Origin of the sequence: Gelatiniphilus marinus (genome assembly GCF_042684345.1) — a bacterium.
GTDB classification, from domain to species: Bacteria; Bacteroidota; Bacteroidia; order Flavobacteriales; family Flavobacteriaceae; genus Gelatiniphilus; species Gelatiniphilus marinus.
Genome location: NZ_JBHULK010000003.1, coordinates 48813 through 75579, shown reverse-complemented (window position 1 = coordinate 75579; position 26767 = coordinate 48813). Strand labels below are relative to the sequence as shown.

At 35.1% G+C, this 26767-nt stretch carries 23 protein-coding genes; 5 read left to right on the top strand and 18 right to left on the bottom strand.

The features are described from left to right. Window positions 1-5 precede the first annotated feature (5 nt). The 7 genes from ACFSQS_RS09100 to ACFSQS_RS09070 all read right to left on the bottom strand — a co-directional run bounded on the left by ACFSQS_RS09100 (window position 6) and on the right by ACFSQS_RS09070 (window position 9935). The gene (locus tag ACFSQS_RS09100; protein WP_388017436.1) at window positions 6-3200 is read right to left on the bottom strand and encodes an efflux RND transporter permease subunit; all 3195 of its coding nucleotides are present in this window, start codon (window positions 3198-3200) and stop codon (window positions 6-8) included. A gap of 158 nt (window positions 3201-3358) precedes the next feature. After that, a complete protein-coding gene (locus tag ACFSQS_RS09095) occupies window positions 3359-4435 on the bottom strand; it encodes an efflux RND transporter periplasmic adaptor subunit (protein ID WP_388017433.1) in 1077 nt (358 codons plus the stop codon). Between the two features lie 64 nt (window positions 4436-4499). Then, window positions 4500-5810 carry a TolC family protein gene (locus ACFSQS_RS09090; protein ID WP_388017430.1) on the bottom strand — a complete coding sequence of 437 codons (1311 nt, stop codon included), beginning with the start codon at window positions 5808-5810 and terminating at the stop codon, window positions 4500-4502. A 417-nt stretch (window positions 5811-6227) separates the two neighbouring features. Further along, window positions 6228-7205 (bottom strand): D-cysteine desulfhydrase family protein, encoded by a 978-nt coding sequence (locus tag ACFSQS_RS09085; RefSeq protein ID WP_388017427.1) that lies wholly within the window; start codon window positions 7203-7205, stop codon window positions 6228-6230. A 287-nt stretch (window positions 7206-7492) separates the two neighbouring features. Beyond that, window positions 7493-8584 carry a hypothetical protein gene (locus tag ACFSQS_RS09080; RefSeq protein WP_388017424.1) on the bottom strand — a complete coding sequence of 364 codons (1092 nt, stop codon included), beginning with the start codon at window positions 8582-8584 and terminating at the stop codon, window positions 7493-7495. 30 nt (window positions 8585-8614) lie between these two features. After that, entirely contained in the window at window positions 8615-9382 is a 768-nt protein-coding gene (locus ACFSQS_RS09075) for a hypothetical protein (protein WP_388017421.1), read from the bottom strand. Continuing rightward, on the bottom strand, window positions 9369-9935 hold the full coding sequence (locus ACFSQS_RS09070) for an RNA polymerase sigma factor (protein WP_388017418.1): 567 nt from the start codon (window positions 9933-9935) through the stop codon (window positions 9369-9371). The genes ACFSQS_RS09075 and ACFSQS_RS09070 overlap by 14 nt, the downstream gene beginning before the upstream one ends. 310 nt (window positions 9936-10245) lie before the next feature. Between ACFSQS_RS09070 and ACFSQS_RS09065 the strand changes: the two genes are divergently transcribed. Then, a complete protein-coding gene (locus ACFSQS_RS09065; protein ID WP_388017415.1) occupies window positions 10246-11295 on the top strand; it encodes a WD40/YVTN/BNR-like repeat-containing protein in 1050 nt (349 codons plus the stop codon). Between the two features lie 66 nt (window positions 11296-11361). Here the strand turns inward: ACFSQS_RS09065 and ACFSQS_RS09060 are convergent, their stop codons facing one another. The 3 genes from ACFSQS_RS09060 to rpmH all read right to left on the bottom strand — a co-directional run bounded on the left by ACFSQS_RS09060 (window position 11362) and on the right by rpmH (window position 15951). Continuing rightward, complete coding sequence (locus ACFSQS_RS09060) at window positions 11362-12717, bottom strand: UDP-N-acetylmuramate--L-alanine ligase (RefSeq protein ID WP_388017412.1); 1356 nt, start codon at window positions 12715-12717, stop codon at window positions 11362-11364. Window positions 12718-12825: 108 nt separating this feature from the next. Next, complete coding sequence (gene carB, locus ACFSQS_RS09055) at window positions 12826-15678, bottom strand: carbamoyl-phosphate synthase large subunit (protein WP_388017409.1); 2853 nt, start codon at window positions 15676-15678, stop codon at window positions 12826-12828. A 111-nt stretch (window positions 15679-15789) separates the two neighbouring features. Then, window positions 15790-15951 carry a 50S ribosomal protein L34 gene (gene rpmH, locus ACFSQS_RS09050; RefSeq protein ID WP_066436469.1) on the bottom strand — a complete coding sequence of 54 codons (162 nt, stop codon included), beginning with the start codon at window positions 15949-15951 and terminating at the stop codon, window positions 15790-15792. 290 nt (window positions 15952-16241) lie between these two features. On the opposite strand from rpmH, the gene ACFSQS_RS09045 reads away from it, so the two are divergent. Further along, window positions 16242-16817, top strand: a complete 576-nt coding sequence (locus tag ACFSQS_RS09045) for a DUF2892 domain-containing protein (RefSeq protein WP_388017405.1) — start codon at window positions 16242-16244, stop codon at window positions 16815-16817. On the opposite strand, the gene cls is transcribed toward ACFSQS_RS09045, so the two are convergent. From cls to ACFSQS_RS09030, 3 genes are read right to left on the bottom strand one after another with little or no spacing between them, the layout of a single operon-like run. After that, a complete protein-coding gene (cls, locus tag ACFSQS_RS09040; RefSeq protein WP_388017396.1) occupies window positions 16814-18271 on the bottom strand; it encodes a cardiolipin synthase in 1458 nt (485 codons plus the stop codon). The two genes, ACFSQS_RS09045 and cls, sit on opposite strands and share 4 nt — an antisense overlap. Next, window positions 18272-19201, bottom strand: coding sequence for a lytic transglycosylase domain-containing protein (locus tag ACFSQS_RS09035; RefSeq protein ID WP_388017393.1), 930 nt, complete (start codon window positions 19199-19201; stop codon window positions 18272-18274). Between the two features lie 36 nt (window positions 19202-19237). Further along, window positions 19238-19903: an alpha/beta hydrolase gene (locus ACFSQS_RS09030; RefSeq protein ID WP_388017390.1), complete on the bottom strand. Its 666-nt coding sequence runs from the start codon at window positions 19901-19903 to the stop codon at window positions 19238-19240. 116 nt (window positions 19904-20019) lie between these two features. Here ACFSQS_RS09030 and ACFSQS_RS09025 point away from each other — a divergent pair, with 116 nt between their 5' ends. Further along, on the top strand, window positions 20020-20316 hold the full coding sequence (locus tag ACFSQS_RS09025) for an N-acetyltransferase (protein WP_388017387.1): 297 nt from the start codon (window positions 20020-20022) through the stop codon (window positions 20314-20316). 48 nt (window positions 20317-20364) lie between these two features. On the opposite strand, the gene mtaB is transcribed toward ACFSQS_RS09025, so the two are convergent. Both mtaB and ACFSQS_RS09015 read right to left on the bottom strand, forming a co-directional pair. Beyond that, window positions 20365-21690, bottom strand: a complete 1326-nt coding sequence (gene mtaB, locus ACFSQS_RS09020; protein WP_388017384.1) for a tRNA (N(6)-L-threonylcarbamoyladenosine(37)-C(2))-methylthiotransferase MtaB — start codon at window positions 21688-21690, stop codon at window positions 20365-20367. Window positions 21691-21829: 139 nt separating this feature from the next. Beyond that, entirely contained in the window at window positions 21830-22429 is a 600-nt protein-coding gene (locus ACFSQS_RS09015) for a lysoplasmalogenase family protein (protein WP_388017381.1), read from the bottom strand. Between the two features lie 296 nt (window positions 22430-22725). On the opposite strand from ACFSQS_RS09015, the gene ACFSQS_RS09010 reads away from it, so the two are divergent. Continuing rightward, window positions 22726-23262 carry a hypothetical protein gene (locus ACFSQS_RS09010; protein ID WP_388017378.1) on the top strand — a complete coding sequence of 179 codons (537 nt, stop codon included), beginning with the start codon at window positions 22726-22728 and terminating at the stop codon, window positions 23260-23262. A 10-nt stretch (window positions 23263-23272) separates the two neighbouring features. Here ACFSQS_RS09010 and ACFSQS_RS09005 read toward each other — a convergent pair whose 3' ends face one another. From ACFSQS_RS09005 to ACFSQS_RS08995, 3 genes are all read right to left on the bottom strand, one after another. Continuing rightward, window positions 23273-24184: a TolB family protein gene (locus ACFSQS_RS09005; protein WP_388017375.1), complete on the bottom strand. Its 912-nt coding sequence runs from the start codon at window positions 24182-24184 to the stop codon at window positions 23273-23275. 258 nt (window positions 24185-24442) lie between these two features. Then, window positions 24443-25618 carry a GlmU family protein gene (locus ACFSQS_RS09000; RefSeq protein ID WP_388017372.1) on the bottom strand — a complete coding sequence of 392 codons (1176 nt, stop codon included), beginning with the start codon at window positions 25616-25618 and terminating at the stop codon, window positions 24443-24445. A gap of 175 nt (window positions 25619-25793) precedes the next feature. Continuing rightward, a complete protein-coding gene (locus ACFSQS_RS08995) occupies window positions 25794-26045 on the bottom strand; it encodes a type B 50S ribosomal protein L31 (RefSeq protein ID WP_311941027.1) in 252 nt (83 codons plus the stop codon). 159 nt (window positions 26046-26204) lie between these two features. Here ACFSQS_RS08995 and ACFSQS_RS08990 point away from each other — a divergent pair, with 159 nt between their 5' ends. Further along, the gene (locus ACFSQS_RS08990) at window positions 26205-26735 is read left to right on the top strand and encodes a DUF4199 domain-containing protein (RefSeq protein ID WP_388017367.1); all 531 of its coding nucleotides are present in this window, start codon (window positions 26205-26207) and stop codon (window positions 26733-26735) included. Window positions 26736-26767: the final 32 nt, after the last annotated feature.

Below are 26767 nucleotides of genomic sequence, written 5' to 3'. Positions count from 1 at the left end.
AATGATTATTTATAATTCTTCTTCTCTATCATATAATACACTAATGGTACAACCAACAAGGTTAATACCGTTGAAACAATAGTACCTCCCATTAGAGATATGGCTAAACCTTGGAAAATGGGATCAAACAAGATTACAAATGCGCCAATAACAACTGTTCCTGCTGTTAATAAAATAGGTGTTGTACGCACTGCGCCAGCTTCAATGGCAGCTTGTTTAAGGGGTACACCGTCTGCGGTTCTTAAATTGATAAAGTCAATTAGCAATACCGAGTTTCTAACCATAATTCCCGCTAAGGCAATCATTCCAATAAATGATGTTGCTGTAAAAAATGCACCCATAATCCAGTGTCCTAAAATAATTCCGATTAAAGACAATGGTACTGCCACCATCATAACAATTGGGGCTTTAAAGTTTTGAAACCAGCCTACAATCAAAATATAAATTAATATAAGCGCACCTAAAAAGGCAATACCTAAATCTCTAAATACTTCTAGAGTAATTTGCCATTCGCCATCCCATTTTACGGTATAGTTATCTTCGTAATCTGGTTGACCTAAATACATTTCATTAAGCTCGTAGCCTTCTGGTAATGGAATTTGTTTCAATTTATCTTCCATTCCTAAAATAGCATAGGCAGGACTTTCCAATTCTCCAGCCATATCGGCCATGACATAAACCACACGTTTTTGGTTTTTACGATAAATACTCTTTGCAGCCGTAGTTTGAGAGATGTCCACCAAATCGGCAATAGGGATCATGTTCCCTTGCTTCGATTTTACGTTTAATTGAGAAATATCGGTAATAGTCGATTTCTCTTTTTCATCTAAAGCTAAAACCAAACCTACTTGATTAACGGCATTTTCATCGTATAAATTCGTGATGGCTCTGTTAGATAAGGCCATATTCATGGTGTAAGCAATTTGTTGCGGGGCAACGCCGTACAACATGGCTTTTTCTTTATTAATTTCGAATTGGTATTCAATCTGGTCGTCTTCAACCATCCAGTCGATATCAACCACATCATCTGTGTTTTTTAAAATATCTTGAATATTATCGGCAATTCTAATTTGCTCCTCGTAATCTGGTCCGTAAACTTCTGCAACTATGGTAGATAGTACAGGCGGTCCTGGTGGGACTTCGACTAATTTAACGTTGGCACCAAACTTCTTAGCAATCTTTTGAATATCTGGACGTAATAATTTAGCGACATCATGACTTTGTGCAGAGCGCTCACTTTTATCAATTAAGTTCACTTGAATATCGGCCATATTGCTTCCGCCACGTAAATCGTAATGACGCACCAAACCGTTAAACGTAATAGGCGCAGAGGTACCAACATAATTCTGGTAACTCACCACTTCTGGCCTTGTGGCTAAGTATTGCGCAATTTCTTTAGCAACAACACCAGTACGCTCTAAGGTGGTGCCTTCTGGCATATCGATAACTACTTGGAATTCATTTTTATTATCAAAAGGCAACATTTTTACGGCTACCGAATTGGTTAAAAACAACAGCATAGTCCCCATTAATACGGCAAAGGTTCCGCCTAAAAACATCCAACGTTTTGCTTTGTTTTCTAATAATGGTCTTTCAAGTTTGTTGTATATTTTGTAGATAAGCGTGTGCTCTATGGCTTTTTCTTCCTTTTCTTCTGTTTTCTTTTTGTCTTTTTCTCTCAAGAAAATTAAGCCTAAATAAGGTGTAATGGTTAGAGCGACAAACAGAGATAAAATCATGGCGATTGATGCGCCAATTGGCATGGGTGCCATATAAGGTCCCATTAAACCCGATACAAAAGCCATAGGTAATACCGAAGCGATTACGGTAAAAGTGGCTAAAATGGTTGGGTTACCCACCTCGTTAATGGCATACAAAGCAGCTTGTTTAAATGGCAAGCGTTTCATTTTAAAATGCCTATGCATGTTTTCGGCAATAATTATCGAGTCATCGACCACGATTCCTGTAACAAAAACCAAAGCAAAAAGGGTAATTCGGTTTAAGGTATAGTCCATTAAATAATAACTCAACAGGGTTAAGGCAAAGGTGATTGGCACTGATAAAAACACTACCAATCCGCCGCGCCACCCCATGGCTAACATCACAACAATAGTCACCGCAATAATAGACCCTATGAGGTGCAGTAATAGTTCTGATACTTTTTGCGAAGCCGTTTCGCCATAGTTTCTTGTAATTTCTACATGAACATCGTCTGGGATTAAAGTAGCGCGTAAATGCTCAACTTTATCGATAATTACTTCTGCTATTTGCATAGCATCTGCACCTTTGCGTTTCGCAACAGAAATGGTTACAGCAGGGTATTCCGATTTGTATTCTGAAGATTTCACGCTTCCTTTCCCGAAGCCGAGACTCACGTAATTTTGTGGTACTTCTGGACCATCAATAATGTTGGCCACTTGCTTTAAATAAATAGGTTGATTTTGTTGCACCCCAACCACCAAGTTTTCAACATCGGTTACAGTAGCTAAAAAGTTGCCAGTATTTACAAGGAATTCCGTGTCGTTTTTATCAAAACTTCCAGAGCTTAATTGGCTGTTGTTAGCTTTAATCATTTCAGAAACCGACAAGAAATCTAAGTCGCTAGCAGCCAGTTTGCTTTTATCTAAAACTACACGTAATTGACGGTCTCTTCCTCCAATTTTATGGGTAATGGCAACGTCGTTAACCTTATTAATTTCAGACTCCAGTTCTTGCGCCATTTGGCTTAATTGGTAATCGTCGTAGTGCTCGCTCCAAAGTGTTAAACCCAACATCGGCACATCGTCAATGGCACGCGTTTTTATTAAAGGCATGGTAACACCTTGCGGCATTTTATCCATGTGCTTGCTTATTTCGTTGTATAGCTTTACAAATGAGCGCTCAATATCTTCACCCACATAAAACTGCACGATTACCATCCCTTGTTCTTTCATAGAGGTAGAATACACATATTCTACACCCTTAATATTCGAAATTAATTGCTCTAAAGGCTTAATTACTCGCGATTCTACCTCGGTAGGACTTGCGCCTGGGTAACCCACAAATATATCGGCCATAGGCACGTCAATTTGTGGTTCTTCCTCACGCGGAATTAAATATGAGCTGTAAACACCAACCACCATAAACACAATCATTAACAGTACTGTTAATTTGGATTGCATAAAGACTTTGGCAATTTTTCCTGCGATTCCTTCTTTCATAATGATTCCTTTTTTATTCTACCTCGAAGGAGGTAATCTTTATTTTTTGGGCGTTTTAACAGGCTATTCGTTACAATCTTTTTTTGCCATATATGGCAGCAAAAAAAGGATTTTCACTACTACCTGCCGGCAGGCAGGTCCTTAACGCGGCTTTATAGTTATTGAATTGAAATTTTAACACCATTATAAAGCTTCCCTTCAGCGGAAACTATATAAGCTTCATCTGCATTTAAACCCGATAATACTTCTACTTGATCTCCAAAAGTTCTACCTAAACGCAACCAACGTAAAATTGCTGTGTTGCTCTGGCTTACGGTATAAACTCCAGAAAGTTGACCGTTGGTTACAAGGGCTTCTGTTGGAATTAAAACCATGGTAGATTTCGCTTTTCTTTCTACAGGAAATTGAACGGTTGTAAACATACCAGACAGAATATTTGCTTCTGTATTATCTAAATCAATTTTCACCAGATATTGTCCTCCTGTGTTTTTAGCAGAAGTACTCACTTCGGTAACTTTTCCTTTTAGAGTTTTATTGATGGCTTTTACCACAACATCTACCGATGTACCTTTTTTAATATCTGAGATTTCCGATTCTGGCACCATAGCCATAACTTCAAAATCTCCTGGTGTTTCTATGCTTATTAAAGGGACTCCTGGATTTGCCATATTCCCTTCTTCAACGTTTTTGCTGGTTACAATGCCGTTAAAAGGCGCTGTAATATTACTATAAGCAAACTGGGCGTTAACTTCGTTTTTCATTTGGGTGGCAGATTCTAAACGTGCTTTTGCCATTTTGTAATGTGCCGTCATATCGTCCATTTCTTTTTGCGAGGCACTATTATCTGCGAATAAATTTTGAAAACGTTTATAATCTTTTTCAGCATTGTTAAAGGCTACGGTGGCTTCGGTAATTCCGGCATTTACTTGGGCGCGTTTCGCTTGTAAATCGGCATTGTTAATCGATACTAACAATTGGCCTTTACGCACTTTATCGCCAACATTAACGTGTACTTTATTAACGTAACCCATCATTCTAGTGCTTAAATCGGCACTATTAGCAGCTTGAATTTTACCGCTTACAGATAAAAACGGACTGTTGCCATTAGCTTGTACTTGATTGACTTTTACAGGAATTGTTGGGCCATTATCAACTGCTTTTTGGTCTTCGCTACCACAACTGGTAAGAAATAATAAAGCTGTAGTTAGTGTAAATAGGTATAGGTATTTTTTCATTGTATTGGTTTTAAAGCCTCGAATTTTCGAGTATTTTGTCTTGATTTTTTATCTTAATTCTATGTTACTCTTTTGTTAAAAATTGTAAATAAGCTTGCGCATAATTATGTTCAAAAATGGTTTGATAATATTCTAACTCTTTTTGTGCGTATTGGGTTTCTGCTGTTAATAAATCTGATGTTTTTTCTAAACCTTCTTTAAACCTATTGGTTCTAATTCTTAAAGATTCTTCAGATTGTTCTAAAGCCAAAGTGTTTAACTTTAATTTGTTTTCAGCATCTATAAAAGCGCGTTTGGCTTTATTTAATTCTAAATTACTTTGCGATACGTATTGGTGGTACTCTAATTTAGATTGTTCAAATTCGGCCTTACTTTTTTGTGCTTTACCAAAACGTTTTGAGCCTTTAAAAATATCCCAACTTAATTGCGCACCAAACAGATAACCATTGGCATCGCCTTGAAAAACTTGGTCGTCGTATAGCTCATAACTACCAAAGGCATTCAATGTTGGTAAAAAGGACATTTTATCGGCTTTATTCATAGCTTCAAAAGCATTGCTGGCCAATTTCATAGCTTTAATGTCTGCACGGTTTTCAGATATATTTTGCGCTTCTATGGTTAGGCTTGCCACCGCTAATTCATCTGATGGTTTGTAAACGACATAGGTATCATCATTCATTAGGAAAGACAAGTAATTTGAAGCATTTTGCACATTACTTTTTGCTGCTTGTAATTGGTTTTGAACCTCGGTTACCCGTACTTCAACATTTAAGACATCGGCCCGTTGTAAAAAACCTTGTTTTAAGCTATTATCTGCTAATTTTTTATTGGCATTGGCTGCTTTAAAAGCTTTTTCTAAAACTTCAACAGCCTTATAAGCCAATTGTAATTGCATGTAGGCTTTATTAACTTCAAAGGCTAAATAATCTTCTGTACGCTCGGTTTTTAAAGACATCGCTTCCATTTTAGATTTGGCGGCTTTGCGTTTATATATACCATCGATGTTAATTAGCGGTTGCTGGATTTCGAATTTCGTAGCGTAGTTTTCAATCTGCGACGGATTATTCAATAAGGCAGGATTAAAATCGTTTTGCGTTAAAATTTCCTGATTTAATTTAGAGCCAAAAGCCATTAAAGGGTTTGTGGTCGCAATGGCCGTATGGCTTGCCGTAATATTTGGCAAAAATATGGCGTTTGTTTGCCTAAAATCGGCTCTGGCTTGCTTGAATTCCTGTTCAGAAATTTTAATAGAAGTGTTATTATTTGACACTTTAGACCATACTTCTGTTTTTGAAATTAAAACCACGTCTTGGGCTTGCAAATTGTACAGTCCAAATAAACTAAAAAGTAGAATCGAGTATATTGTTTTTTTCATTTTTAAATTATTTCTAATGCAAAAATAGAACGATAAAAGGGGGTAGTTGGTAACAAAGGTTACTTAACGATAAAAAGATGTTTAAAAAAGCAACGCGGGTTATAACAAATTGGAAGTTGTAGAATATGGCTTAACCAGATAGTTATGCATTTGGGCACTTTGAAGCAGAAAAAAGTGTTTTTAAAAACAGTAACGGGTTAATGCCAACGGCAAAGCACTAAATAAATTGAATTCGATTTAAAAATTACATTTTCTTGTTAGAACGATATATAGTTTCTGTTAGGTTTTGAATCTAGTTTATCTTGAGCGCAGTATAAAGTACAAACCTAACACCTCTTATAAGCAAATGACTACCAGTGCCTAACAAATTGATTTTATTTAAATTAGGCTATACAATTATTCTTTTGGTGCATTGCATTATATAAGGGCTTCTGAATAATAAAAATTTGCAGGCAAACCTCCGGTATGCCAAAAGAGAACATTTGTATGTTGCTTTATTTTGTTATTTTCAAGATGGTCCATCATGCCATAAAAAGCTCTACCGGAATAAACAGGATCTAGCAATATACCTTCTTTTTGTGCTAATTGGTTTATGGCTTTTTTCTCATTTTGGGTAATAACTCCATAACCGGCATTATTGTAATCGTTAATAAGTTTAGCGTCTTGTAAAGTGTATTTTTTCTGAATATGCAAATCCGTTTTGCCTTGTTGCAGCAGTTCTAAGACGGCTTCGGCCAATGTTTTGTCTCCAATACCTGTTTTATCGATGCTTATGGGCATTAACTTGATATCGAGATTACAAAGATCTACCCCCAATCTAAGTCCTGCCTGAGTACCTCCAGAGCCCGATGCAAAAAATATATAATCTATTTTCAAATCCATCTCTATAAGCTGTTTCTTTAATTCTTTAACAGCATCTACAAAACCTAAAGCACCTAGCAAGTTAGAGCCACCATAAGGAATTGTGTAAACCTTTCGTTTTTTTGTTTGTAAGTCTTGCTTTAATTTTAGGGCATCCTCCCCTTTTCTGTTGTTTCCCGTAAAATGAATTTTTGCTCCCAATAAATGCGACAAAAGCAAGTTACCATTATAGTTTTTCGGCTTATCGCCACCCAATAACAAATGGCACTCTAAACCTGCCTTTGCACATGCCGCCACCGTTTGCCTACAATGATTGGATTGTTGAGCACCAGCGGTAATAATGGTATCGCAACCTTTACTTAACGCATCGTAAATAAAAAACTGAAGCTTCCTTACTTTATTCCCACCAGAGGCTAACCCAGAATTATCGTCTCTTTTGATAAACAAATTGTAATTAGGATACGCTTTGGATAAATTAGTCATTGGCTCTAAAGGTGTAGGAAAAAATCCTAATTCATGTTTTTTATTCAACATTATAAGCTCTATTATTTTTAATTGGCACTAAGATAAGTTATATTTATTACTCCATTAATTGTTGCGCACACTTTTGTAAATTTAGGTTAACGAAACATTTAGTTTAGGTTCTTTTTAAACTGAATAGTAAAAAAACCAAAAAAAAGGGTAAGCTGCTAAAAAGCACCAGTACTGATACCAAAATAATAAAAAACAGATATTCTGGCTTGCCGATTAGCGGAGTTGTTTTTCAATTTAAAATCTTTGTAAAGCCTCAGGGTTTTAACGGGCGCCTAATTATATGCATATTAATCTAAATCTACCCGAATACCTAAAGACACATTATTTTGCTTAACAGCTTGGTTTTTAAAAATGGGAGATAAATCGTACTTAAGGTATAACGCTAAATCCCCTACACCAATATAGCCGCTTAAACCATAAACAAAATCGCTGGTATTGTAATTTCTTTTTATTTTTTCCTTTACCCTATCACCGTTTTCGTTGTATTTTAATTTTTGAAGCGTGCCTACATTAACACCGCCATAAGCCCCAACCCCTATTTTAAACTGACGATTGTTTATATACCTAATCCTATCATCGGACCGCTCTATTTTTTTTAACGGGCCAAATTCAAAATGAACGGGAAACACTAAATTTGTGGTTCTAAATTTAGCTTTTTTAAGTGCTGCCGTAAATGTTTCGATAGTTGTTATGTTTCCGTTTTGCACAAAATACCCATTGCTGTCCAAATTAAGTTTATTCCATTGAAAAGAAAAACCATACTTAAACTTTACAAAGGGCGAGTTTTTAAACAGCCTTGTCTTCCAGTTCCATCCTAATTCAATAAAGGTTGAAGCTCCTTTTTTATATGGCGAATCACTTAAATTTTCGCCATCAATAATAGCGTTATTAAAACCCATGGCAAATAATAAATCGTTTGATGTTCGCACATCGTATTTTGGTTCTCTTTTATTGCCTTTAATGCTAAAGGTTCTGTTACTTACCATTAAACCAATCTTGTTTTCTTTTTCGGCATCGGCATCTTTATTTTCTGGGTAGATATTTCGTTGGTATAGCGAGATTTTATTATCTACAATTGCAATGCGGTTTTCAATATTTAAAGCCCGCTTTACGGCAGCTTCTTTTTTTAGTTTTTCTGCAGTTTCAGTTGTAATTTCACCTTTATTAAGTTGGCTGTTAATAACTTCAACCTCGGCTTTTAAAAAATCTTTTTCTTGCTGTTTTATGGTTTCTTTAAATGCCTTTAAAGCTTCAATGCGCTTATGGTTAATTGGTTTTTTAATGGGGTCTTGTGCATTGATTAATTGCACAATAAAACATAACACCAATAGTGTTAAATACTTGGTAATGGTTTGCATAACTGTTCGTTTTTTGTCCATAACGGATATTGATTTATTTATTGATTTTTTTTAATCATTACGCTGCGCCACGGCAGTTTTTACCGTTATAAAATTTTCTTTTAATGCTTTAAAAACTTTTTCTCTAAAAGATTGATCCAGCTCGTCTTCAACGTCTTGAAGCAATACCAGGGCATCAATTTTTTTAGTGTTTTCGTTATTTAATCGTTTTAGCGTAATGTCTTTTTGTGCTTGGGTTAACAAGGTTTCTATTTCGCTTTCTGCAACTTGGTTTTCGTTGTTTTTCAAGGTATTGGCTTGAGCTATTATTTCCTGTATTTTGTGTTTTTGGAATGCTGAATTTTCTGAAACTATTTTAACAGATTCAGCAGCATTTCCCTTTTTTATAGTTGTAATTGCTTTTTCTTTGGCTATAAGAATTGATTCTTTAGTTAAATTTGGTATGATTACAGTTGATTTTTTTTTAATTTGATTGGACTTTTTAGCTTCTTTTATTTTGATTTCTTCTGAAGCTTCTTCTATATTTTTAACATTAATATTAGCTGTTGTATGGGTTTCATCTGGGGTTACAACTTCTGGGGTAACCACTATTTGCGGTGTAAGATGCTCAAGTGGCTCATTCTTAAAAACTTGAGTAACTACCAGCAAAACACCAATAATACTTGCTGCAATGCCCAACCACCAAAACGATTTGTTACTCGGTTTTTCTTCTTGATTTTCTAATCGAGAATACAATTTACTCCACGCATCAGCCGATGGCTTTAGGGTTCTTTTTTCAAGCTTATCCTTTATGTTATTTTCAAATTTATTTACAGCCATAGCTTGTTGTTTTATATAATTCTTTTAATTTTTCTTGCAGCAGTTTTCTTGCTTTAAACAGTTGCGATTTCGATGTCCCTTCGCTTATATTTAACAGTTTTGCGATTTCGCGGTGCTTATAGCCCTCAATGGCATACAAAACAAATACCATTTTATAGCCATCGGGAAGCGCGTCTATAAGTTGCTGTATTTCGGCAACTTCAATGTTTGTTTTAATGTTGCTTGTGTAATTGTTTTCGTGCTCAAAATCTTCAACTAGAAATTCAATGTTTTTTTTTTGCCGTAGAAACGAAATCGATTCTCGAATCATAATCCGCCGAATCCAACCCTCGAAACTGCCTTCGTTTTTAAACTCCTTTAATTTTGAAAACACTTTAAAAAACCCGTTAAGCATCGCCTCTTCGGCATCTTGCATATCTTTTATGTAGTATCTGCAAACGCTTAACATTTTTGGGGCATGCCACTCGAACAAAAGCTGTTGTGCCTCACGATTATTTTTAATAGCGCTTTTAATTAGCTTAGATTCGTTTTTATGGAGTTGGATAACTTTCAAAAAAAAAAATGATTTTATGCGGTCTTCTATTTATAAAGACGCAAATGTTATGCTAAAGGTTGCCTGATGTGAAAATTTATTTTAAAAGTAGTTGAAAAGAATTGGTTATTACCTGAAAAATAAGCTTATACGGATTTGACTTTATTAAAAAAAAGATAACTTCGTTTATCGGCGCAAACACACCTTATTAGCATACAATTTGTTTCTGAAAAATATGGCGCTGCAATAAACTCAAAACAGATGAATTGGTAACGCCTTTAAATGGAAAAAACACATTCTAATTGAATGTATTTTAAAAAATAAATAAGCCATGAGAAAATTAACTTTATTAGGGATTTTTACTTTTTCTATACTAGGATGCTCAGAAGGATCTATAGAAACAAATCAAATTGAAACAAATATATACAATAGCATTGCTGAGATTGATGGTCTAGAATTAATAATTATCGAACCAAATGAAAATTATAATCTCAGAACAATTCACTTTGTTGACAATAATACTGGATTTGTAGGGGGTTACAAAGGAAAACTCTTAAAGACTATTGATGGTGGTATTTCTTGGTCTGAATTAGAAACAAATACTGAAACTAATTTTTTTGGAATAGATTTTATTGACAACAAAAAAGGTTTTGTTGTTGGAGCAGCAGGTAATTGTTTAGAAAATGGGTGTAACCCCTTTAGTGCCGTAATGCTTAAAACTTTAGATGGAGGCGTTACCTGGGAAAAGGTTTCTTTAAATTTAAATAAGAAAACAGAACTACATTCAGTTCACTTTGTTAATAATTCTATTGGATTTGCTATTGGCAATTCATCTATTATTAGAACCACTAACGGAGGAATTTCTTGGGAAGAACAAAGCTTTGACAATACTGGAGGTATCATGGGGAAAATTGATTTTAATGGAACTCAAAATGGTATGGTTATTTGTAATGGCGGAATAATTCTTTCAACTACAAATGGTGGAAATTCATGGCAAATCAATTCTACTCTTTCTGGATCTGGCACAATAAGTATTTCACTTACACAAGACAATATTGCCTATGTATCTGCAAACAATGCAATATTCAAATCTATCGACTTTGGTAATTCTTGGGTCAAGTTAATAAATTCCGCAACAGACCATTTTGACATCAATTTTAAAACAAAAAACTTAGGTTTTGCTGTTGGTAGAGGGAATTACTCAGGTGGAGATTTTGGTTATGATTACGGATCAATTTCTTATACAACTAACGGAGGTGAAAATTGGGCTGGAAATAAAAATATTGTCGAAACCGGCAGTTTTAACCAGAGCAGTTTTCCTTCTGAAAACATAGGGTACATTGTCAGTTCGAAAAAAATTGTTAAAATAAAAATAAAATAACCGCACACAACAGCTTTACACAAAACAACAAGGCAGCTTTATAATTGGTTAATAAAAAAAAGGAAATCAATCAAACACTTTTTTTAACGCATCAAAATCCAACCCACCGTAATCGCCCGAGCTCATTAAAAGTAATGCTTTATTATCAAAGTTTTGCGAAAACAAAAAGCCTTTAAAATCGTCTGGATTGGTATAGATAATCAAATCGTCGCGCTTAAAAGCATTGGCTATTTGCTGTTGGGTTACGGCGTCCAGTTTTTTAATTTCAACAGCATCTGGCGAATAAAAAACCACGGCAACATCGGCAGCATTTAAAGCACCTTTGTATTGTTTTAAAAACTCAGCATTTAAACTACTGTAAGTGTGTAACTCTAAACAAGCAATTAATGGGCGGTTTGCGTATTGCTCTTTTACGGCTTTGGTTGTGGCCTCTACTTTGCTTGGCGAATGCGCAAAATCTTTAAAGGCCACACTGGTTTTGCTTTCTGCTATTTTTTCAAGGCGTTTACTAGCACCTTTAAAAGTGGAGATAGCTTCGTAAAAATCGTCTTCGTCTATACCCATGTGCTGGCAAATCCATTTTGCACCGGCTAGATTGTTAAGGTTGTGCTTGCCAAAAACTTCTATAGGCAAATCGCCTTCTGGAGTTTCTAAAAGTGTTTGTCCGTTTTTAACGCTATATTTTGGGGTTTGGTACGGTATTTTGCGTATGGTGTTTTCGCTAGCTTCAACTACCCGCTTTACTTCGGCATCTTCTTCATTATAATTTATGCTACCTCCACTAACAATCGAGTCAACAAAAATACTAAACTGCTCGACATAGTTACCAAAAGTTGGAAACACATTTATATGGTCCCAAGCAATACCGCTCAATAAAGCAATATTGGGTTTGTAAAGATGAAATTTTGGTCGTCTATCAATAGGTGAGCTTAAATACTCGTCGCCTTCTAAAACTATAAAATCGTTGTCTTCGGTAAGTTTTACCATTACATCGAAACCATCTAGTTGCGCGCCCACCATATAATCTACATCTTTATCGTGATAATGCATAACGTGCAAAATCATGGATGTTATGGTGGTTTTTCCGTGGCTTCCGCCAATTACAACGCGTGTTTTGTGTTTAGATTGCTCATACAAAAATTCGGGGTAGCTGTAAATTTTCAAACCTAATTCTTGGGCTTTTAACAGCTCTGGATTATCGGCTTTGGCATGCATGCCCAAAACGATAGCGTTTAAATGAGTTGTTATTTTTTCAGGAAACCACCCCATGGTTTTTGGTAACAAGCCCTGGGTTTGCAATCTTGATTTGGAGGGTTCGTAAATAACATCGTCGCTTCCTGTTACCGTATATCCTTTATGCTGTAATGCTATGGCAAGATTGTGCATTGCAGAACCGCCAATAGCAATAAAATGTACATTCATTGTCTTTGTTTTGAAGAAGTGCCTAATATACTTTATTACCCCGAACAACCGAATGCTATGATAAACTAGGGCACGCGTACCGTAGGCAGAAAACTTAAGTTTTTTTAATTATTTACTTAAATACATTTTACGCCTTGAATACAAATCGTAAAATTGGTCGTCTTTTAAACTATCTATAAACAAAATACTTTCGCCTGTACTTTTCATTTCTGGCCCTAGTTTTTTGTTTACATTAGGGAACTTGTTAAACGAAAATACTGGCTGTTTTATAGCATAGCCTTCTAATTTTGGTTTAAAATCGAAATCTTTAATTTTCTTTTCGCCCAACATTACTTTGGTTGCGTAATTTACATACGGCTCGCCGTAAGCTTTTGCAATAAAAGGCACTGTACGAGAGGCTCTTGGGTTAGCTTCAATAATGTAAACCGTATCGTCTTTAATGGCGAACTGGATATTTATCAAACCAACCGTGTTTAATGCCAAAGCAATCTTTTTGGTGTGGTCTTTTATTTGTTGCATTACAAACTCTCCTAAATTAAATGGGGGAAGCGTGGAGTTACTATCGCCCGAGTGGATTCCGCAAGGTTCTATATGTTCCATAATACCAATTATGTAAACATCTTCGCCATCGCAAATGGCATCGGCTTCGGCCTCTATGGCGCCATCTAAATAATGGTCTAGGAGCAACTGGTTCCCTGGCATGCGGCCCAACAAATCGACCACATGTTTTTCCAGCTCTTCTTTGTTGATTACAATTTTCATGCCTTGGCCTCCCAAAACATAAGACGGACGTACCAAAATCGGGAAATCCAGCACATCGGCAATGGCTGCGGCTTCATCAGCAGTTGTTGCAATATCAAATTGTGGATAAGGGATATTATTTTCTTTTAACAATCTAGAGAAATGCCCTCTATCTTCAGCTAAATCTAACGATTCGAAGCTGGTTCCTATTATTTTTATACCATATTTGGTTAACTTTTCAGCAAGTTTTAAAGCTGTTTGCCCACCTAACTGCACAATAACGCCTTCTGGTTTTTCGTGCTTAATAATATCGTAAATATGTTCCCAAAAAACGGGTTCGAAATACAACTTGTCTGCCGTATCAAAATCGGTTGAGACGGTTTCTGGGTTACAGTTAATCATTATGGTTTCGTAACCACATTCGGCAGCTGCCAAAACCCCATGAACACAACAGTAATCGAACTCGATGCCCTGCCCTATTCGGTTGGGTCCAGAACCTAAAACTATAATTTTTTTCCTGTGGGTTACCACACTTTCGTTATCGGCATACCGATTTCCGTCGGCCGTTTCCATATCACTTTCAAAAGTAGAATAATAATAAGGTGTTTTGGCCTCAAACTCGGCAGCACAGGTATCAACCAATTTGTAAACCCGATTGATACCAAGCGTTTCTCTTTTGTTGTAAACCTGACTTTCTAGACACCCTAACATGTGTGCAATCTGGCGGTCGCCGTAGCCTTTTTGTTTGGCTTCGAGAAGCAAATCTTTTTCAATGGTATCAATAGTGAAGCTTGAAATTTCGTTATTAATGAAATGCAGCTCTTCATATTGCTTTAAGAACCACATATCGATTTTTGTAATCTCGTGAATTCGACTTAATGGAATACCCATTCGAATGGCATCGTAAATTATAAAAACTCGATCCCATGAGGCGTTGGTTAATTTCTCGATAATCTGGTCGTAATTTTTATTTTCCTTTCCGTCTGCACCTAGCCCATTGCGTTTAATTTCAAGCGACTGGGTTGCTTTGTGCAAGGCCTCTTGAAAAGAACGCCCAATGCCCATAACCTCGCCTACGGATTTCATCTGTAGTCCTAAAGTACGGTCGCTGCCTTCAAATTTATCGAAATTCCAACGCGGTATTTTTACTATTACATAATCTAAAGTGGGCTCGAACAATGCCGAAGTAGATTTGGTTATTTGGTTACTTAATTCATCTAAAGTATAGCCAATGGCCAGTTTTGTTGCAATTTTGGCAATAGGGTATCCGGTTGCTTTACTCGCCAGTGCAGAAGACCGCGATACACGTGGGTTAATTTCTATGGCGATAATATCTTCGTTTTCATCGGGAGACACTGCAAATTGTACATTACAACCACCTGCAAAATCGCCAATACTACGCATCATGTGTATGGCCATATCACGCATTTTTTGATAGGTTTTATCACTTAAAGTCATGGCTGGTGCAACTGTTATTGAATCTCCGGTATGGATGCCCATGGGATCCATATTTTCGATAGAACAGATTATAACCACGTTATCGTTGGCGTCTCTAAGCAGTTCTAATTCGTACTCTTTCCAACCAATAAGTGCTTTGTCGATCATCACTTCGTGAATTGGGGAAATCTCTAAACCACGGGTTAACAATTCGTCAAACTCTTCTTCTTTATGCACAAAAGATGCGCCTGCGCCTCCTAAGGTATAAGAGGCCCTGATTACTAATGGAAATCCAAATTCCTGGGCAATTTCTTTACCTTTTAAATACGAGGTAGCCGTGGCTTGAGGCGCCATAGGAACTCCTATTTTAAGCATTAACTCCCTAAACTGTTCTCTATCTTCGGTAATGTTTATGGCATTGATATCTACACCAATAAGCTCTACTCCAAAATCTTCCCAGATGCCTTTTTCATCGGCCTCTATGCATAAATTCAATGCCGTTTGCCCGCCCATTGTTGGTAAAACAGCATCGATTTGCGGATGTTCTTTAAGTATTTTTATAAGCGATTTTGTGGTAAGGGGCAACAAGTAAATATGATCTGCCATAGAGGGGTCTGTCATAATTGTTGCTGGGTTGGAGTTTATTAATATAGTCTCTATACCATCTTCTCTTAGCGAGCGTAAAGCCTGTGATCCTGAGTAATCAAATTCGCATGCTTGCCCAATAACAATAGGTCCTGAGCCAATAATTAAAATAGATTTTAGTGTTTCGTTTTTTGGCATTTTAATTGTATGATGTTATATTTAAAAGTATTGCAAAAATACTGTTTAGCAGATATAAAAAAAGGCGTTACCGTAAAGCAACACCTTTAAATTATCAACAATTGTTAATCATTATTTCTTATGTCTAGTTTCAGATGACACAGATAATTTTTTTCTTCCTTTAGCTCTTCTACGCGCCAATACTTTTCTGCCATTAGCAGAAGCCATTCTTTCCCTGAAACCGTGTTTGTTTTTTCTCTTTCTTTTAGAAGGCTGAAATGTTCTTTTACTCATTATCTTAAATCTTTAAAATCTGAATTGTAATTTTTCTAACTTTTGGTCTTCTTAAAAACCGAGGGCAAATATACAAAGCCTTTATTACTTTGGCAAACCTTATTTTAAAATATTTTTTAATTTATTTTTTTTGAAGCAAAACGCATGTTAGGCCTTTATTTATTTGATATAACTACTACTTTTTGTTAAATAAGAGTATCTATTTTTTAATAAAATTTTAGTTTCTTTGCAGCAACAAAAGCTTGTTTTTAACTAAAAAAGCATCTAAACTTTATTTTAAATTACGTATTATGTACAATAAAATTATAAAACTGATTATTGCTGCAGGTATTATTGCCTTTGCCGTATATCAATTTACAGAGGGTTATATTGGTAATGGCATCATGTTTATTCTATTATCGTTAATTTTTATATTCCTATATTTTAAAAATGAATTTATTTTATTGGCTTTTTTAAGACTGCGCAAACAAGATTTTGATGGTGCTAAAAAATGGCTGAACAAAATTAAAAACCCAGAGTCTGCATTAGTAAAAAAACAACAAGGTTATTATAACTATTTACATGGTATAATGGTTTCTCAAAGTAATATGAACGAAGCCGAAAAGTATTTTAAAAAGGCCATTTCTTTGGGGTTATCTATGAAACATGATTTGGCCATGGCTAAATTGAATTTAGCAGGCATCGCGTTTTCTAAACGCAGAAAAAATGAAGCCCAGAAATTACTATCTGAAGCTTCAAAATTAGACAAACAAGGCATGCTAACGGACCAGATTAAAATGATGAAACAAAACATGAAGCGCGCTGCTGGCCCCAACCAACATTATGGTGCTGGTGGCTCTTTAAGAGCACAGAAACGCAGAGGTTAAATAAGCGGAGACCACAGCCTGCAATAAGATTCTTTTAATTTTTCTAAATTTGAGCGTTTTAAATACGTGTTGTAATTTACCTCATCACTATTTTCCATATCTTCTAAAAAGTGCTTTTTTATGATTTTGCTTTGTGTTTCATCATAAATTAATGAATTAATTTCAAAGTTTATATTAAAGCTACGATAGTCCATATTTGATGTACCAACGGTAGAAAATATATCGTCAACCACCATGGTTTTCGCATGAATAAAACCCTTGTTGTATTTATACACTTTAATACCGGCTTTTAATAAGGCGTCCAAGTACGAGTTTGAGGCGTGCTTAACAATCCAAGAGTCTGATTTTTTGGGAATGATTAATCTCACATCAATACCACTTTTGGCAGCTATTTGCAAAGCGGTTATTATTTGCTCATTAGGCACAAAATAAGGTGTTGTAATATAAACATAGTCGTTGGCAGTAACTATGGCTGTAAAAACAACTTCCATAATATTTGCCCAATCGGTATCTGGTCCACTCGCGGCAATTTGTAATGCTAGGTTGTTATTTTCTATTTTAACCTCTGGAAAAAACGTTTTATAAACTGCCAATTTCTCATCCGAAACAAAATCCCAAGTGGACAAAAAATGGATTTGCAATGATTTCACGGCTTCACCTTCGATACGCAAATGGGTGTCGCGCCAAAAACAGCCACTGTCGTTTTCGTTAAGATATTCGTCTGCAATATTAATACCACCAACATAACCAATTTTACCATCTATAACAGCTATTTTCCGATGGTTTCGGTAATTCATTTTTCCTGTGAATTTGGAAAAAAGAACGGGCATAAACGGATGGTGCTTTACACCAGAATTAGAAAGTTTTAGTTTCATTTGGGTTGATATGCTACTACCAACATCGTCGTAAATCAATCTCACTTTCAAGCCTGCTTTAGCTTTTTCGCAAAGCATATTTAATACTTCCGTTCCAATATCATCATCTTTAACAATATAATATTCTAGATGGATATGATGTTCGGCTTTTTTTAAATCGTTTAAAAGATGCTTAAATTTAACATCGCCATTTTTAAGTATTGTAATCTTATTTTTTAAAGTTAAAGGCTCCTCATCACTTTCATAAAGGAACTTGACAAGTTTTACTTTATCGTTTAAATAGTGGTCTGCTTTTTTAATTTCCGCTTTGCTAAACTCTAATTCCTTATTGATGGATTTTATTACACTTTTATTTAGAATATGTTTTCTGCTAAAAATTTTATTTTTCCGATATTCTTGTCCAAAAAGATAATAAACCAGCAAGCCCAAAAACGGGAAGAAAACCAAAACGATAATATAAGATAGCGTTTTGGTTGGATTTATGCGTTTAAAAAAAATGGTAATTACAGCAGATATAGCTAAAATATAATTGACTGTAATGAGTAAATACCAAATGTTTTCTTTTATAAAATCGAGCATTTAAGGACCAGTCTGGTAAAAGCCGGCTTCAGGAATATCAATGAGGTAAAATTTTCTGCTTTTATTGTTCAAATGTGGCTCGCGTAACCAAGGGTTATGCAGTTTAAGTATTTTGTAATTAATGCCAAAGCCTTGGGCAAACTTAGCAAAATTGGTAACTGCCGTATCAACTTCTACTTTGTAGGTTGGTATATTTTTGTACAAATCTTTTTCTCTAAAATTAAATCCGTATTTATCTGGATGGGATAAAATTTCTTTTAAAGCTACAATTCTAAAAAGGTAACGCCCGGTTTCTTCGCCCAATAGTAAATCGTAATAATCATTAACGTTTTGTGCTTTTAAACGCCTAGAAATACCAGCGATTCCACCATTATATGCAGCGGCAGCCAGTGTCCAAGAGCCTAATTTTTCTTTAGATTTTTTTAAATATTTACAGGCTACCTCGGTGGCTTTTTCTAAGTTATACCGCTCGTCAACATTCGTGTTAATTTCTAGTCCGTTTTCTCTTCCTGTGGCTTTCATAATTTGCCAAACGCCACGTGCTCCTGCTGGCGATACGGCATTTGTTAATCCACTTTCAATAACTGCTAAGTATTTAAAATCGTCTGGAACACCATTTTTGGCCAAAATAGGCTCTATTATGGGGAAGTATTTTTTGGCGCGTTTAAACATTAATAAACCGTTAGACTGCCAATAGGTATTAACTAGCAACTCCCTGTCCATGCGCTCTAGAATATCTGGATTTTGCAAGGGCACGGGCTCGCCGGCAAAATTCAAATCATCTGGCACTTGAAGTGCATACACATTATAATCGTTTATTAGTTTGGTTTCAAAATTTTCGTCTGTTGGAGCATCTTGCAGGGCGTAAATAAATAATCCGCATAAACTTAATAATCCTACAAACGCTAAGGTTTTCTGTATAATCTTCATTTTTAAAAAGTTTTTCTAAAGGTAAAAAAAATTTGATTAGCTTTCTAAAATAAGGCGTGGCAAATTTTCGTTAAACCATTTGTATTTATTAATAATCATTATATGCGTACCGCCTTTTACGACAATGCAATTAGCGATATTTTTAATGGGGAATACAGCATCGTTATCGCCATGGATATGTATTATATTTGGGTCATGATTCTCTTGGTTCCAGCACAGCATATTTTTAATGGCCCAACTTAAATACGTACTGTTATTAACCGATAAATATTTTTTATACAGCTCTAATCGTTTTGTAACATTGCCACCAAATGCGAGTTTATAAAAAATATCTATATGGCTGGCAAGCTGTGTTGGTATTAACTTATAAGCTTTTGTTGCTTTGGTAATAAGCATGCGTTTTGGCAACTCGTGCATCGATTTTACACTAGATACAATAATGAGTTTTTTAACCTTGATATGTTTACTAATTTCTTGCGCCAATACACCTCCAAAAGATACGCCGAGCAATACTATATTATTGTGTTCAATACCCTTTGAAAATCGCCAAGCATAGTCGTTTAACGATTCGTTTTCTAAAGGGATTATCCATTCTAATTTATGAATTTCAAACCGGTTTTCTGGCAGTTTAATATGCTCGAAAATTTTGGGGCTTGCAGCCATTCCCGGCATAAAATATACAGGTATTAGCTCTTGATTCATAAGGTTTTAACTTTAATATTTGTTGAGGGTAACGTTTTTTTTCGTATTTTTGCACAAAGTTATAAAATAGTGCTTGCTATTTTACGAATTCCTTAAGAAATAAAATAAAATTCATCATGGTTGAAACTGCAGAATTAATTGACAATGAGTTTTTGCGTCAATATGAAATTAAAATTGATGACCATTTAGCTAAAATTGAATATTCCTTACAAGAACGAAAGATTTTTTTAACCAAGCTTATTATTCCTGAAGGCATAAAAGACGACAACTTTAAAAAAGAATTTTTGGCGCTTGTTTTTGAGCAGATCCAAGAACGCAATTTAAGCGTGGTGCCTACAAGCCCAGAAATTGCAAAGTTTGTGAGGGGCAACAGAAAATACAAACGCATGCTGCCTGTTGGCGTTAGGATATGAGAAGTTAGTAAAAATATAAAATCTGAAGTTTAGGCTTCAGATTTTTTTTTATATTGCAAGTTCTTTTTTAAAATCGAACCTTACCAAACCGTCTTCATCAATTTTAGTTAGCTCTACCTCGTGCAACGTATTTACCAATTGTGGGTTCCAAGGTGTTTTTACTTTTACATAATTTTCGGTAAAACCATAAATATAACCTGCTTTGTTTTCGCTTTCAAACAACACTTTTCTGTTGCTTCCCAATTGGCTTTCGTAAAAGGCTCGACGCATTTTAACCGATAAACCCCGTAGCATTTTACTGCGCTTGTTTCTTACATTCGTGGGTACAACGCCTTCCATTTGCACAGCTTCGGTATTATCGCGTTCAGAGTAAGTAAACACATGTAAATAAGAGATATTCAAAGTGCTTAAAAAATTATAGGTTTCTAAAAAATGTGTGTCTGTTTCACCCGGAAAACCAACAATTACATCAACACCAATGCAAGCATGCGGCATCACTTCTTTAATTTTAGCTACGCGATCTACATAAAGTTCGCGCAAGTAACGGCGCTTCATTTTTTTAAGAATTTCGTTATGGCCAGATTGCAGCGGGATATGGAAATGTGGTACAAATGCCCTGGATTTTGAAACCAAATCGATGGTTTCGTTCTTTAATAGATTAGGTTCTATTGACGAAATTCGCAAACGCTCAATACCTTCAACTTTATCCAGCTCGGTAACTAAATCTAAAAAGGTATGTTCGTGCTTTTTATTGCCAAATTCGCCTTTGCCGTAATCGCCAATGTTTACCCCTGTTAAAACAATTTCCTTTATGTTTTGTTTGGCTATGTCTTTGGCATTTTTTAAAACATTTTCCAAAGCATCGCTTCGCGAAATACCACGGGCTAAAGGTATGGTACAGTAGGTGCATTTGTAGTCGCAACCGTCCTGCACTTTTAAAAAGGCACGTGTTCTGTCGCCTATTGAATAACTGCCCACGTAAAAATCGGCATCTTCAATTTCGCAAGAGTGTACTTCGCCAAAATCGTTTTTAGACAAATCGTTTAGGTAGTCTGTAATCTTGAATTTCTCGGTCGCTCCAAGCACCAAATCCACACCATTAACATCGGCCAATTCTTGCGGTTTAAGTTGGGCATAACAGCCTACGGCAGCGACAAAGGCCTTTGGGTTTGCCTTTTGCGCTTGTTTTACAATGGTTTTAAAACGCTTGTCTGCATTTTCGGTAACCGAACAGGTGTTGATAACATATATATCTGCCGGTTCGGAAAAATCGACACGACAGAAACCTTCATCGTTAAAGTTTCTTGCAATAGTTGATGTTTCAGAAAAATTGAGTTTACAACCCAAGGTGTAAAATGCGACTTTCTTTTCCATGTATTGGTTTGGATTTTTATGTAGATAAAAATCTTGTTGTTTAAGCGGTTTTTAATAAAAGACTGCAAATTTACAATTAATATGTTATATGGTAAAATCTATTAAATTTAAGCTAACAAATAGGCTTATGGTTAGCAAATTAACTGTCTTGTATTTGCGCCAGTTCAATTTCTTTTTCGTTAATAAGACCAAAGACTATGGCATATAGTCCGGACCCATAAAAAAGTGTGCTTAAAAACTCCTGCATGGGGAACATGCCTTTAAACAATTGTATTGCTTGCATGCCTTCGCTTACAGCATAAGCAAGCACACCTAGAAACACAAACTTAAAACTCTTTTTATTAAATGCAACTTGCCTTAAAAAAGCAAATTGGAGCATAAGTAAAGAGGTAAAAAAAGATAGCAATGCAGGTACAAAAAAATCGTTTAGATGGTCGTAAAGAAACCAGGTCATAAAAACCGTATATATAAATAGAACTGAAGTAAAAGGAATTAAACTTGAAACACTAAAATCCTTGCTATGTGAGAATTTAAAACTTAAAAACAATTTAGCTGCTGTAAAAAACAGAATGGTTAAGCCCAATAGAACTAAGCTATCACCTTTTAGAATGATAATTAAATCGCCTAAAAGAAACGACACTAATGCCCAAAATACCATTTTGTTTTTTTTATCGCTTTTATTAATTACATGGCAATAAAAATAGCACAGCAAAACTAAGGTTACCCATGGTTTAGACATAAACCGGTAAGGAAATTGAGAACAAAACAGCTTTACAAAAATATCGATAGATAACACGATAAAATAAAGCAATGCAAATTGTTTATGGTTAAAAAAAACACGTAGTATCATTCGATGGGGCAATAATTACAATCGGCAAAAGTAGCAAAAAAATCGTTTAAAAAATATTTTGTAATAAAAAACATAAAATAAAACAAAACATTGACTATACATTTAATAGGCTTTTAACAAATATAAACCGATGACATTTTGGGTTATTACCGATGTACAGGTACAAACTTTTTAAACCTAAAAAAATGATGTCTCTTAAAACTAAAATTTTAACACTATTGATATTAATTTTATGTTTCTCTTGCAGCAAAAGCGATGAAACCGATAACGATAATACAATTGGGGATGCACTGGTAAATTTATCACTATCAAACGGCGATTTTAACGGCACTTATGCCTTTGAAAATTTCACCTTTAATTCTAATTCCTCAACACCTTACATAGGTACAATTGATTCTGGTGTTAATAAAAACACAGCCTCCATTAGCCTATTTTATTCTTTGGTTTTCGTAGATCTTGCCCAATTAAGCGAAAACAAAACGTTGAAATACAATAATGTTGAACTCTTTTTAAATATAAACGATGTAGGTTACCGAGGGTTTTCTGGAGGAGTTACCATTACACGCTTTAGATTGGCACCTCCTTCTTACGGGAAAAACATTTATGTTGTTGATGGCAACTTTAATCTTGAATGCACCAACGACAGCAGAACAAAAACTACCACAGCCACTGGAGAGTTTAAAAATATTTTAATTGAATGTACCGTGTGCACCGATAACTAAAATTAATTTTTTATTGTTTTAAAAAATAATAAACATCATCATCGCCTTTTCCATTATTTCTTTTGGAAGAAAAATAACCGGTTTTGTTTTGTGCATCTATTATAAAAGAAAAATCGTCTTTACCACTATTAATAGGTTTAGGCATTTTTTCAGCTTTTAAAAATGTACCATCAGCATTCATTTTGCTTTTGTAAATATCGAATCCGCCATAGCCATTGGGTCTGTTTGATGCAAAATACAAGGTATCATCAGCACTTATAAACGGAAACATTTCCCTGCTATACGAGTTTACTTTACCGCCCAGGTTTTTGGGTTGGGCATATTTACCGTTTTCTAAAACATCAACTTTAAAAATGTCCGACCCGCCTTTGGTGGTTTCTTTGCCACCGCGAATATTTGCAATAAAATAAAGGGTTTTTCCGTCTTTACTTAAACAAGGATGCCCATACGAGAACTTGGGCTTGCAAAACGGCAAGACTTTAAAATTTGTAAAGCCCAAACCTGCTTTATATTCGCCTACTTTAATATGAAAATTGGTGGCTTTAAAATTACCTTTAGGTTTATCTTTATTATTATAATTCGTGGTTAAATACAGTTGTTTTCCATCAGGGGTCATGGTTGCGCTTGTAATATGAGAAATGCCATATTTAGTATCAATAATAATTGGTTTTGGGTTAATTATTTGTCCGTTTTCAGCTAATTTTCCTTCATAAATTGTTAATATGGGTTGTCCTGCAACCTTTTTTGCTTTCCCTTTTTTTGTTAAAAGGTACGATGTGAAAACGATTTTATTATCGTTTGCATACATTAATCCGAAATGGGGAAATTGATTGTTTATTTTTAAATTGGTAATCTTATAGTTTTCATTTTGAGAAAACCCAAAGCATCCAATAAACAAGATAAGAAAGCAAGACAAGTTCATTTACAAAAAAAAAGAAAAACGTTTAAAAACAAAACTGAATATCAGTAATCATGCATATTGATATTTTTGTTGTTCAGAACGAAGTGAAGAATCTTTAATAATCAAAGGGATTCCTCGTTTGCTCGGAATGACAAAATCATTGAATTTTTTAAATTTATGACAAATTACGGGCAATCAAAAAAAACAAATATAATATTTTGATTTTAAACCTTTTTACGCTTGTTTGGCAACAATCGCTACTTAAAAAGTATTTGTAAATTAATTTTTTCTGTATTTTTTTGTTTCTTCGAATATATGTTCAAAAATAGCTTCGTCTTTTTTAGAGAATTCTAATTTTTTTCTGCTTAAAACAACTTTAGCGACTTCAACAGCTTTGGGCAACAAATAAGTTGTAAAGCCTGCACTTCCGCCCCAACTAAAACTGGGGATAAAATTTCTTGGGAAACCGCTACCGTAAACATTGGCATTTACGCCAACAACGGTTCCTGTGTTAAACATGGTATTAATACCACATTTGCTATGATCGCCCATCATTAGGCCACAAAACTGCAATCCTGTTTTTGCAAAACCTTCGGTTTCATAATTCCATAAACGTACTTCGGCATAGTTGTTTTTAAGGTTGGAGTTATTGGTATCGGCACCTAAATTACACCACTCGCCCACCACCGAGTTACCTAAGTACCCCTCGTGCCCTTTGTTGGAGTTTTGGAAAATTACCGAGTTTTTAATCTCTCCGCCAACTCTACTGCAAGGTCCAATTGTAGTTGGCCCATAAATTTTTGTGCCCAATTTTATTGCTGCTCTATCGCCTAGCGCCAATGGCCCGCGAATAAGCGCACCTTCCATAACCACGGCGTCTTTTCCTATATATATTGGGCCAAGGCTTGCATTAAGTGTGGCGTATTCTAAGGTTGCGCCAGCTTCAATAAAAACATGTTCTGGGGCAATAACATTATTTGTGGGCGAGATAGGTTGCGATTTTCTGTTTTTAGTAATTAGGTTAAAATCTTCTTTAATTGCCTCGCCGTTTTTAGAGAAAATATCCCAGGTATGTTCTACTTTTAAAACGGCTTCATTAATCTCTATAATTTCATAGGCGTCAAAATTTATATGGTCTTGGGTACTTTTTGTGTAAAAGGCCACAAGGTTTTCACCATCAAAAATGGCTTGATTTTCTTTTAGGTTCTCCACCAGCTTTACCAAGGTTTCTTTTGGCAGATAAGAGGCGTTTATCATAACATTCTCGTCCATTTCAACCATTGGGTACTTATCTGCTAAATAATCTTCGGTTACCGTAGTAATGGTTGTGCCTAAATAGGTTTCCCACTTTTCTCGAATTGTTAAAATGCCAATTCTTATATCTGCTACCGGTCTTGTAAAGGTAAACGGCAATAAATTATTGCGCGAAGGCCCATCAAAAAGAATATAATTCATTTTTATAGTATTTGCTTAGGCCAAATATAAACATTACATTAAGTAATTGTGCTTCATTTTACCTAGTAAAACGGCTAGTTATCGTTGTGTTCGAGAACACACTTTTGTGCACAAAAAAAAGCCTTTCGGTAATTTCCCGAAAGGCTTTGGTAGAATATAATAGGTTTACCTAAACTTATTTTTTAAATTTAGCGTACTTGTTTTTAAACTTATCTATACGTCCAGCTGTGTCTATTAATTTAGACTTGCCGGTGTAATACGGGTGCGAGGTTCTTGAAATCTCCATTTTTACAAGCGGATATTCTACGCCATCAACCTCTAAGGTTTCGTTGGTAACTGCAGTAGATTTTGTTAAAAAGACATCGTCGTTAGACATATCTTTAAATGCTACTAATCTATAATTTTCTGGGTGTATACCTTTTCTCATCGCTAAACGCTTTTTGTTCTTTATAATTTTTCGAGCTGCAAATTTACGCTTTTTTTATAAATTTACAATACTTTTTAATATTTTTTATTATGCGTAAACATGTAACGTTTTACTATATTTGAGTACTAACCAAACTACTAACAAATTAAATAAAACATTATGGAAAAATCTATTAAATCTGTTGCAACAAATTACGGCTTGTATTTAGGTACTGCTCTATCTTTATTAACCGTATTAGGTTATGCTAACCTTGATCTGTTTACTAAATGGTGGTTTGGTATTGGCACGCTTATTCTTATAATAATTTTTGGGATTACCTCTTCCATGAAATCCAGAAGTGCTTTAAACGGATATTTAAGCTTTAAAGAAGCTTTTACTTCGTATTTTATTGCAGTAGCTTTAGGCTTAGCCATAAGCACTTTAGTGAGTATATTAATTTTTAATTTTATCGACCCTGATGCAGCAATTGCTTTAAAAGAAAAAATAATAGATTCTACTGTTCAAATGATGCAAAATTTTGGTGCACCAGAAGGAGCTATTGCAGAAACTGTTGAAAAAATGGAAGCAGACGAAAGTATGTTTGCTATTGGCAAAGTATTACAATCTTTAGCTTTTCAATTAATTGGCTATAGTGTTGTTGGATTAATTGTAGCTTTAGTTGTTAAAAAAAACAAACCTGTCACAGAATAATTTCAGTATTTTTGAAGTGAAAATAATTTTGA

Bases quoted from the DNA above. Each gene is read 5' to 3' on its own strand.
- ACFSQS_RS09100 (WP_388017436.1), bottom strand. From the start codon at position 3,200: ATGAAAGAAGGAATCGCAGGAAAAATTGCCAAAGTCTTTATGCAATCC.
- ACFSQS_RS09095 (WP_388017433.1), bottom strand. From the start codon at position 4,435: ATGAAAAAATACCTATACCTATTTACACTAACTACAGCTTTATTATTT.
- ACFSQS_RS09090 (WP_388017430.1), bottom strand. From the start codon at position 5,810: ATGAAAAAAACAATATACTCGATTCTACTTTTTAGTTTATTTGGACTG.
- ACFSQS_RS09085 (WP_388017427.1), bottom strand. From the start codon at position 7,205: ATGTTGAATAAAAAACATGAATTAGGATTTTTTCCTACACCTTTAGAG.
- ACFSQS_RS09080 (WP_388017424.1), bottom strand. From the start codon at position 8,584: ATGGACAAAAAACGAACAGTTATGCAAACCATTACCAAGTATTTAACA.
- ACFSQS_RS09075 (WP_388017421.1), bottom strand. From the start codon at position 9,382: ATGGCTGTAAATAAATTTGAAAATAACATAAAGGATAAGCTTGAAAAA.
- ACFSQS_RS09065 (WP_388017415.1), top strand. From the start codon at position 10,246: ATGAGAAAATTAACTTTATTAGGGATTTTTACTTTTTCTATACTAGGA.
- ACFSQS_RS09060 (WP_388017412.1), bottom strand. From the start codon at position 12,717: ATGAATGTACATTTTATTGCTATTGGCGGTTCTGCAATGCACAATCTT.
- carB (WP_388017409.1), bottom strand. From the start codon at position 15,678: ATGCCAAAAAACGAAACACTAAAATCTATTTTAATTATTGGCTCAGGA.
- rpmH (WP_066436469.1), bottom strand. From the start codon at position 15,951: ATGAGTAAAAGAACATTTCAGCCTTCTAAAAGAAAGAGAAAAAACAAA.
- ACFSQS_RS09045 (WP_388017405.1), top strand. From the start codon at position 16,242: ATGTACAATAAAATTATAAAACTGATTATTGCTGCAGGTATTATTGCC.
- cls (WP_388017396.1), bottom strand. From the start codon at position 18,271: ATGCTCGATTTTATAAAAGAAAACATTTGGTATTTACTCATTACAGTC.
- ACFSQS_RS09035 (WP_388017393.1), bottom strand. From the start codon at position 19,201: ATGAAGATTATACAGAAAACCTTAGCGTTTGTAGGATTATTAAGTTTA.
- ACFSQS_RS09030 (WP_388017390.1), bottom strand. From the start codon at position 19,903: ATGAATCAAGAGCTAATACCTGTATATTTTATGCCGGGAATGGCTGCA.
- ACFSQS_RS09025 (WP_388017387.1), top strand. From the start codon at position 20,020: ATGGTTGAAACTGCAGAATTAATTGACAATGAGTTTTTGCGTCAATAT.
- mtaB (WP_388017384.1), bottom strand. From the start codon at position 21,690: ATGGAAAAGAAAGTCGCATTTTACACCTTGGGTTGTAAACTCAATTTT.
- ACFSQS_RS09015 (WP_388017381.1), bottom strand. From the start codon at position 22,429: ATGTCTAAACCATGGGTAACCTTAGTTTTGCTGTGCTATTTTTATTGC.
- ACFSQS_RS09010 (WP_388017378.1), top strand. From the start codon at position 22,726: ATGATGTCTCTTAAAACTAAAATTTTAACACTATTGATATTAATTTTA.
- ACFSQS_RS09005 (WP_388017375.1), bottom strand. From the start codon at position 24,184: ATGAACTTGTCTTGCTTTCTTATCTTGTTTATTGGATGCTTTGGGTTT.
- ACFSQS_RS09000 (WP_388017372.1), bottom strand. From the start codon at position 25,618: ATGAATTATATTCTTTTTGATGGGCCTTCGCGCAATAATTTATTGCCG.
- ACFSQS_RS08995 (WP_311941027.1), bottom strand. From the start codon at position 26,045: ATGAGAAAAGGTATACACCCAGAAAATTATAGATTAGTAGCATTTAAA.
- ACFSQS_RS08990 (WP_388017367.1), top strand. From the start codon at position 26,205: ATGGAAAAATCTATTAAATCTGTTGCAACAAATTACGGCTTGTATTTA.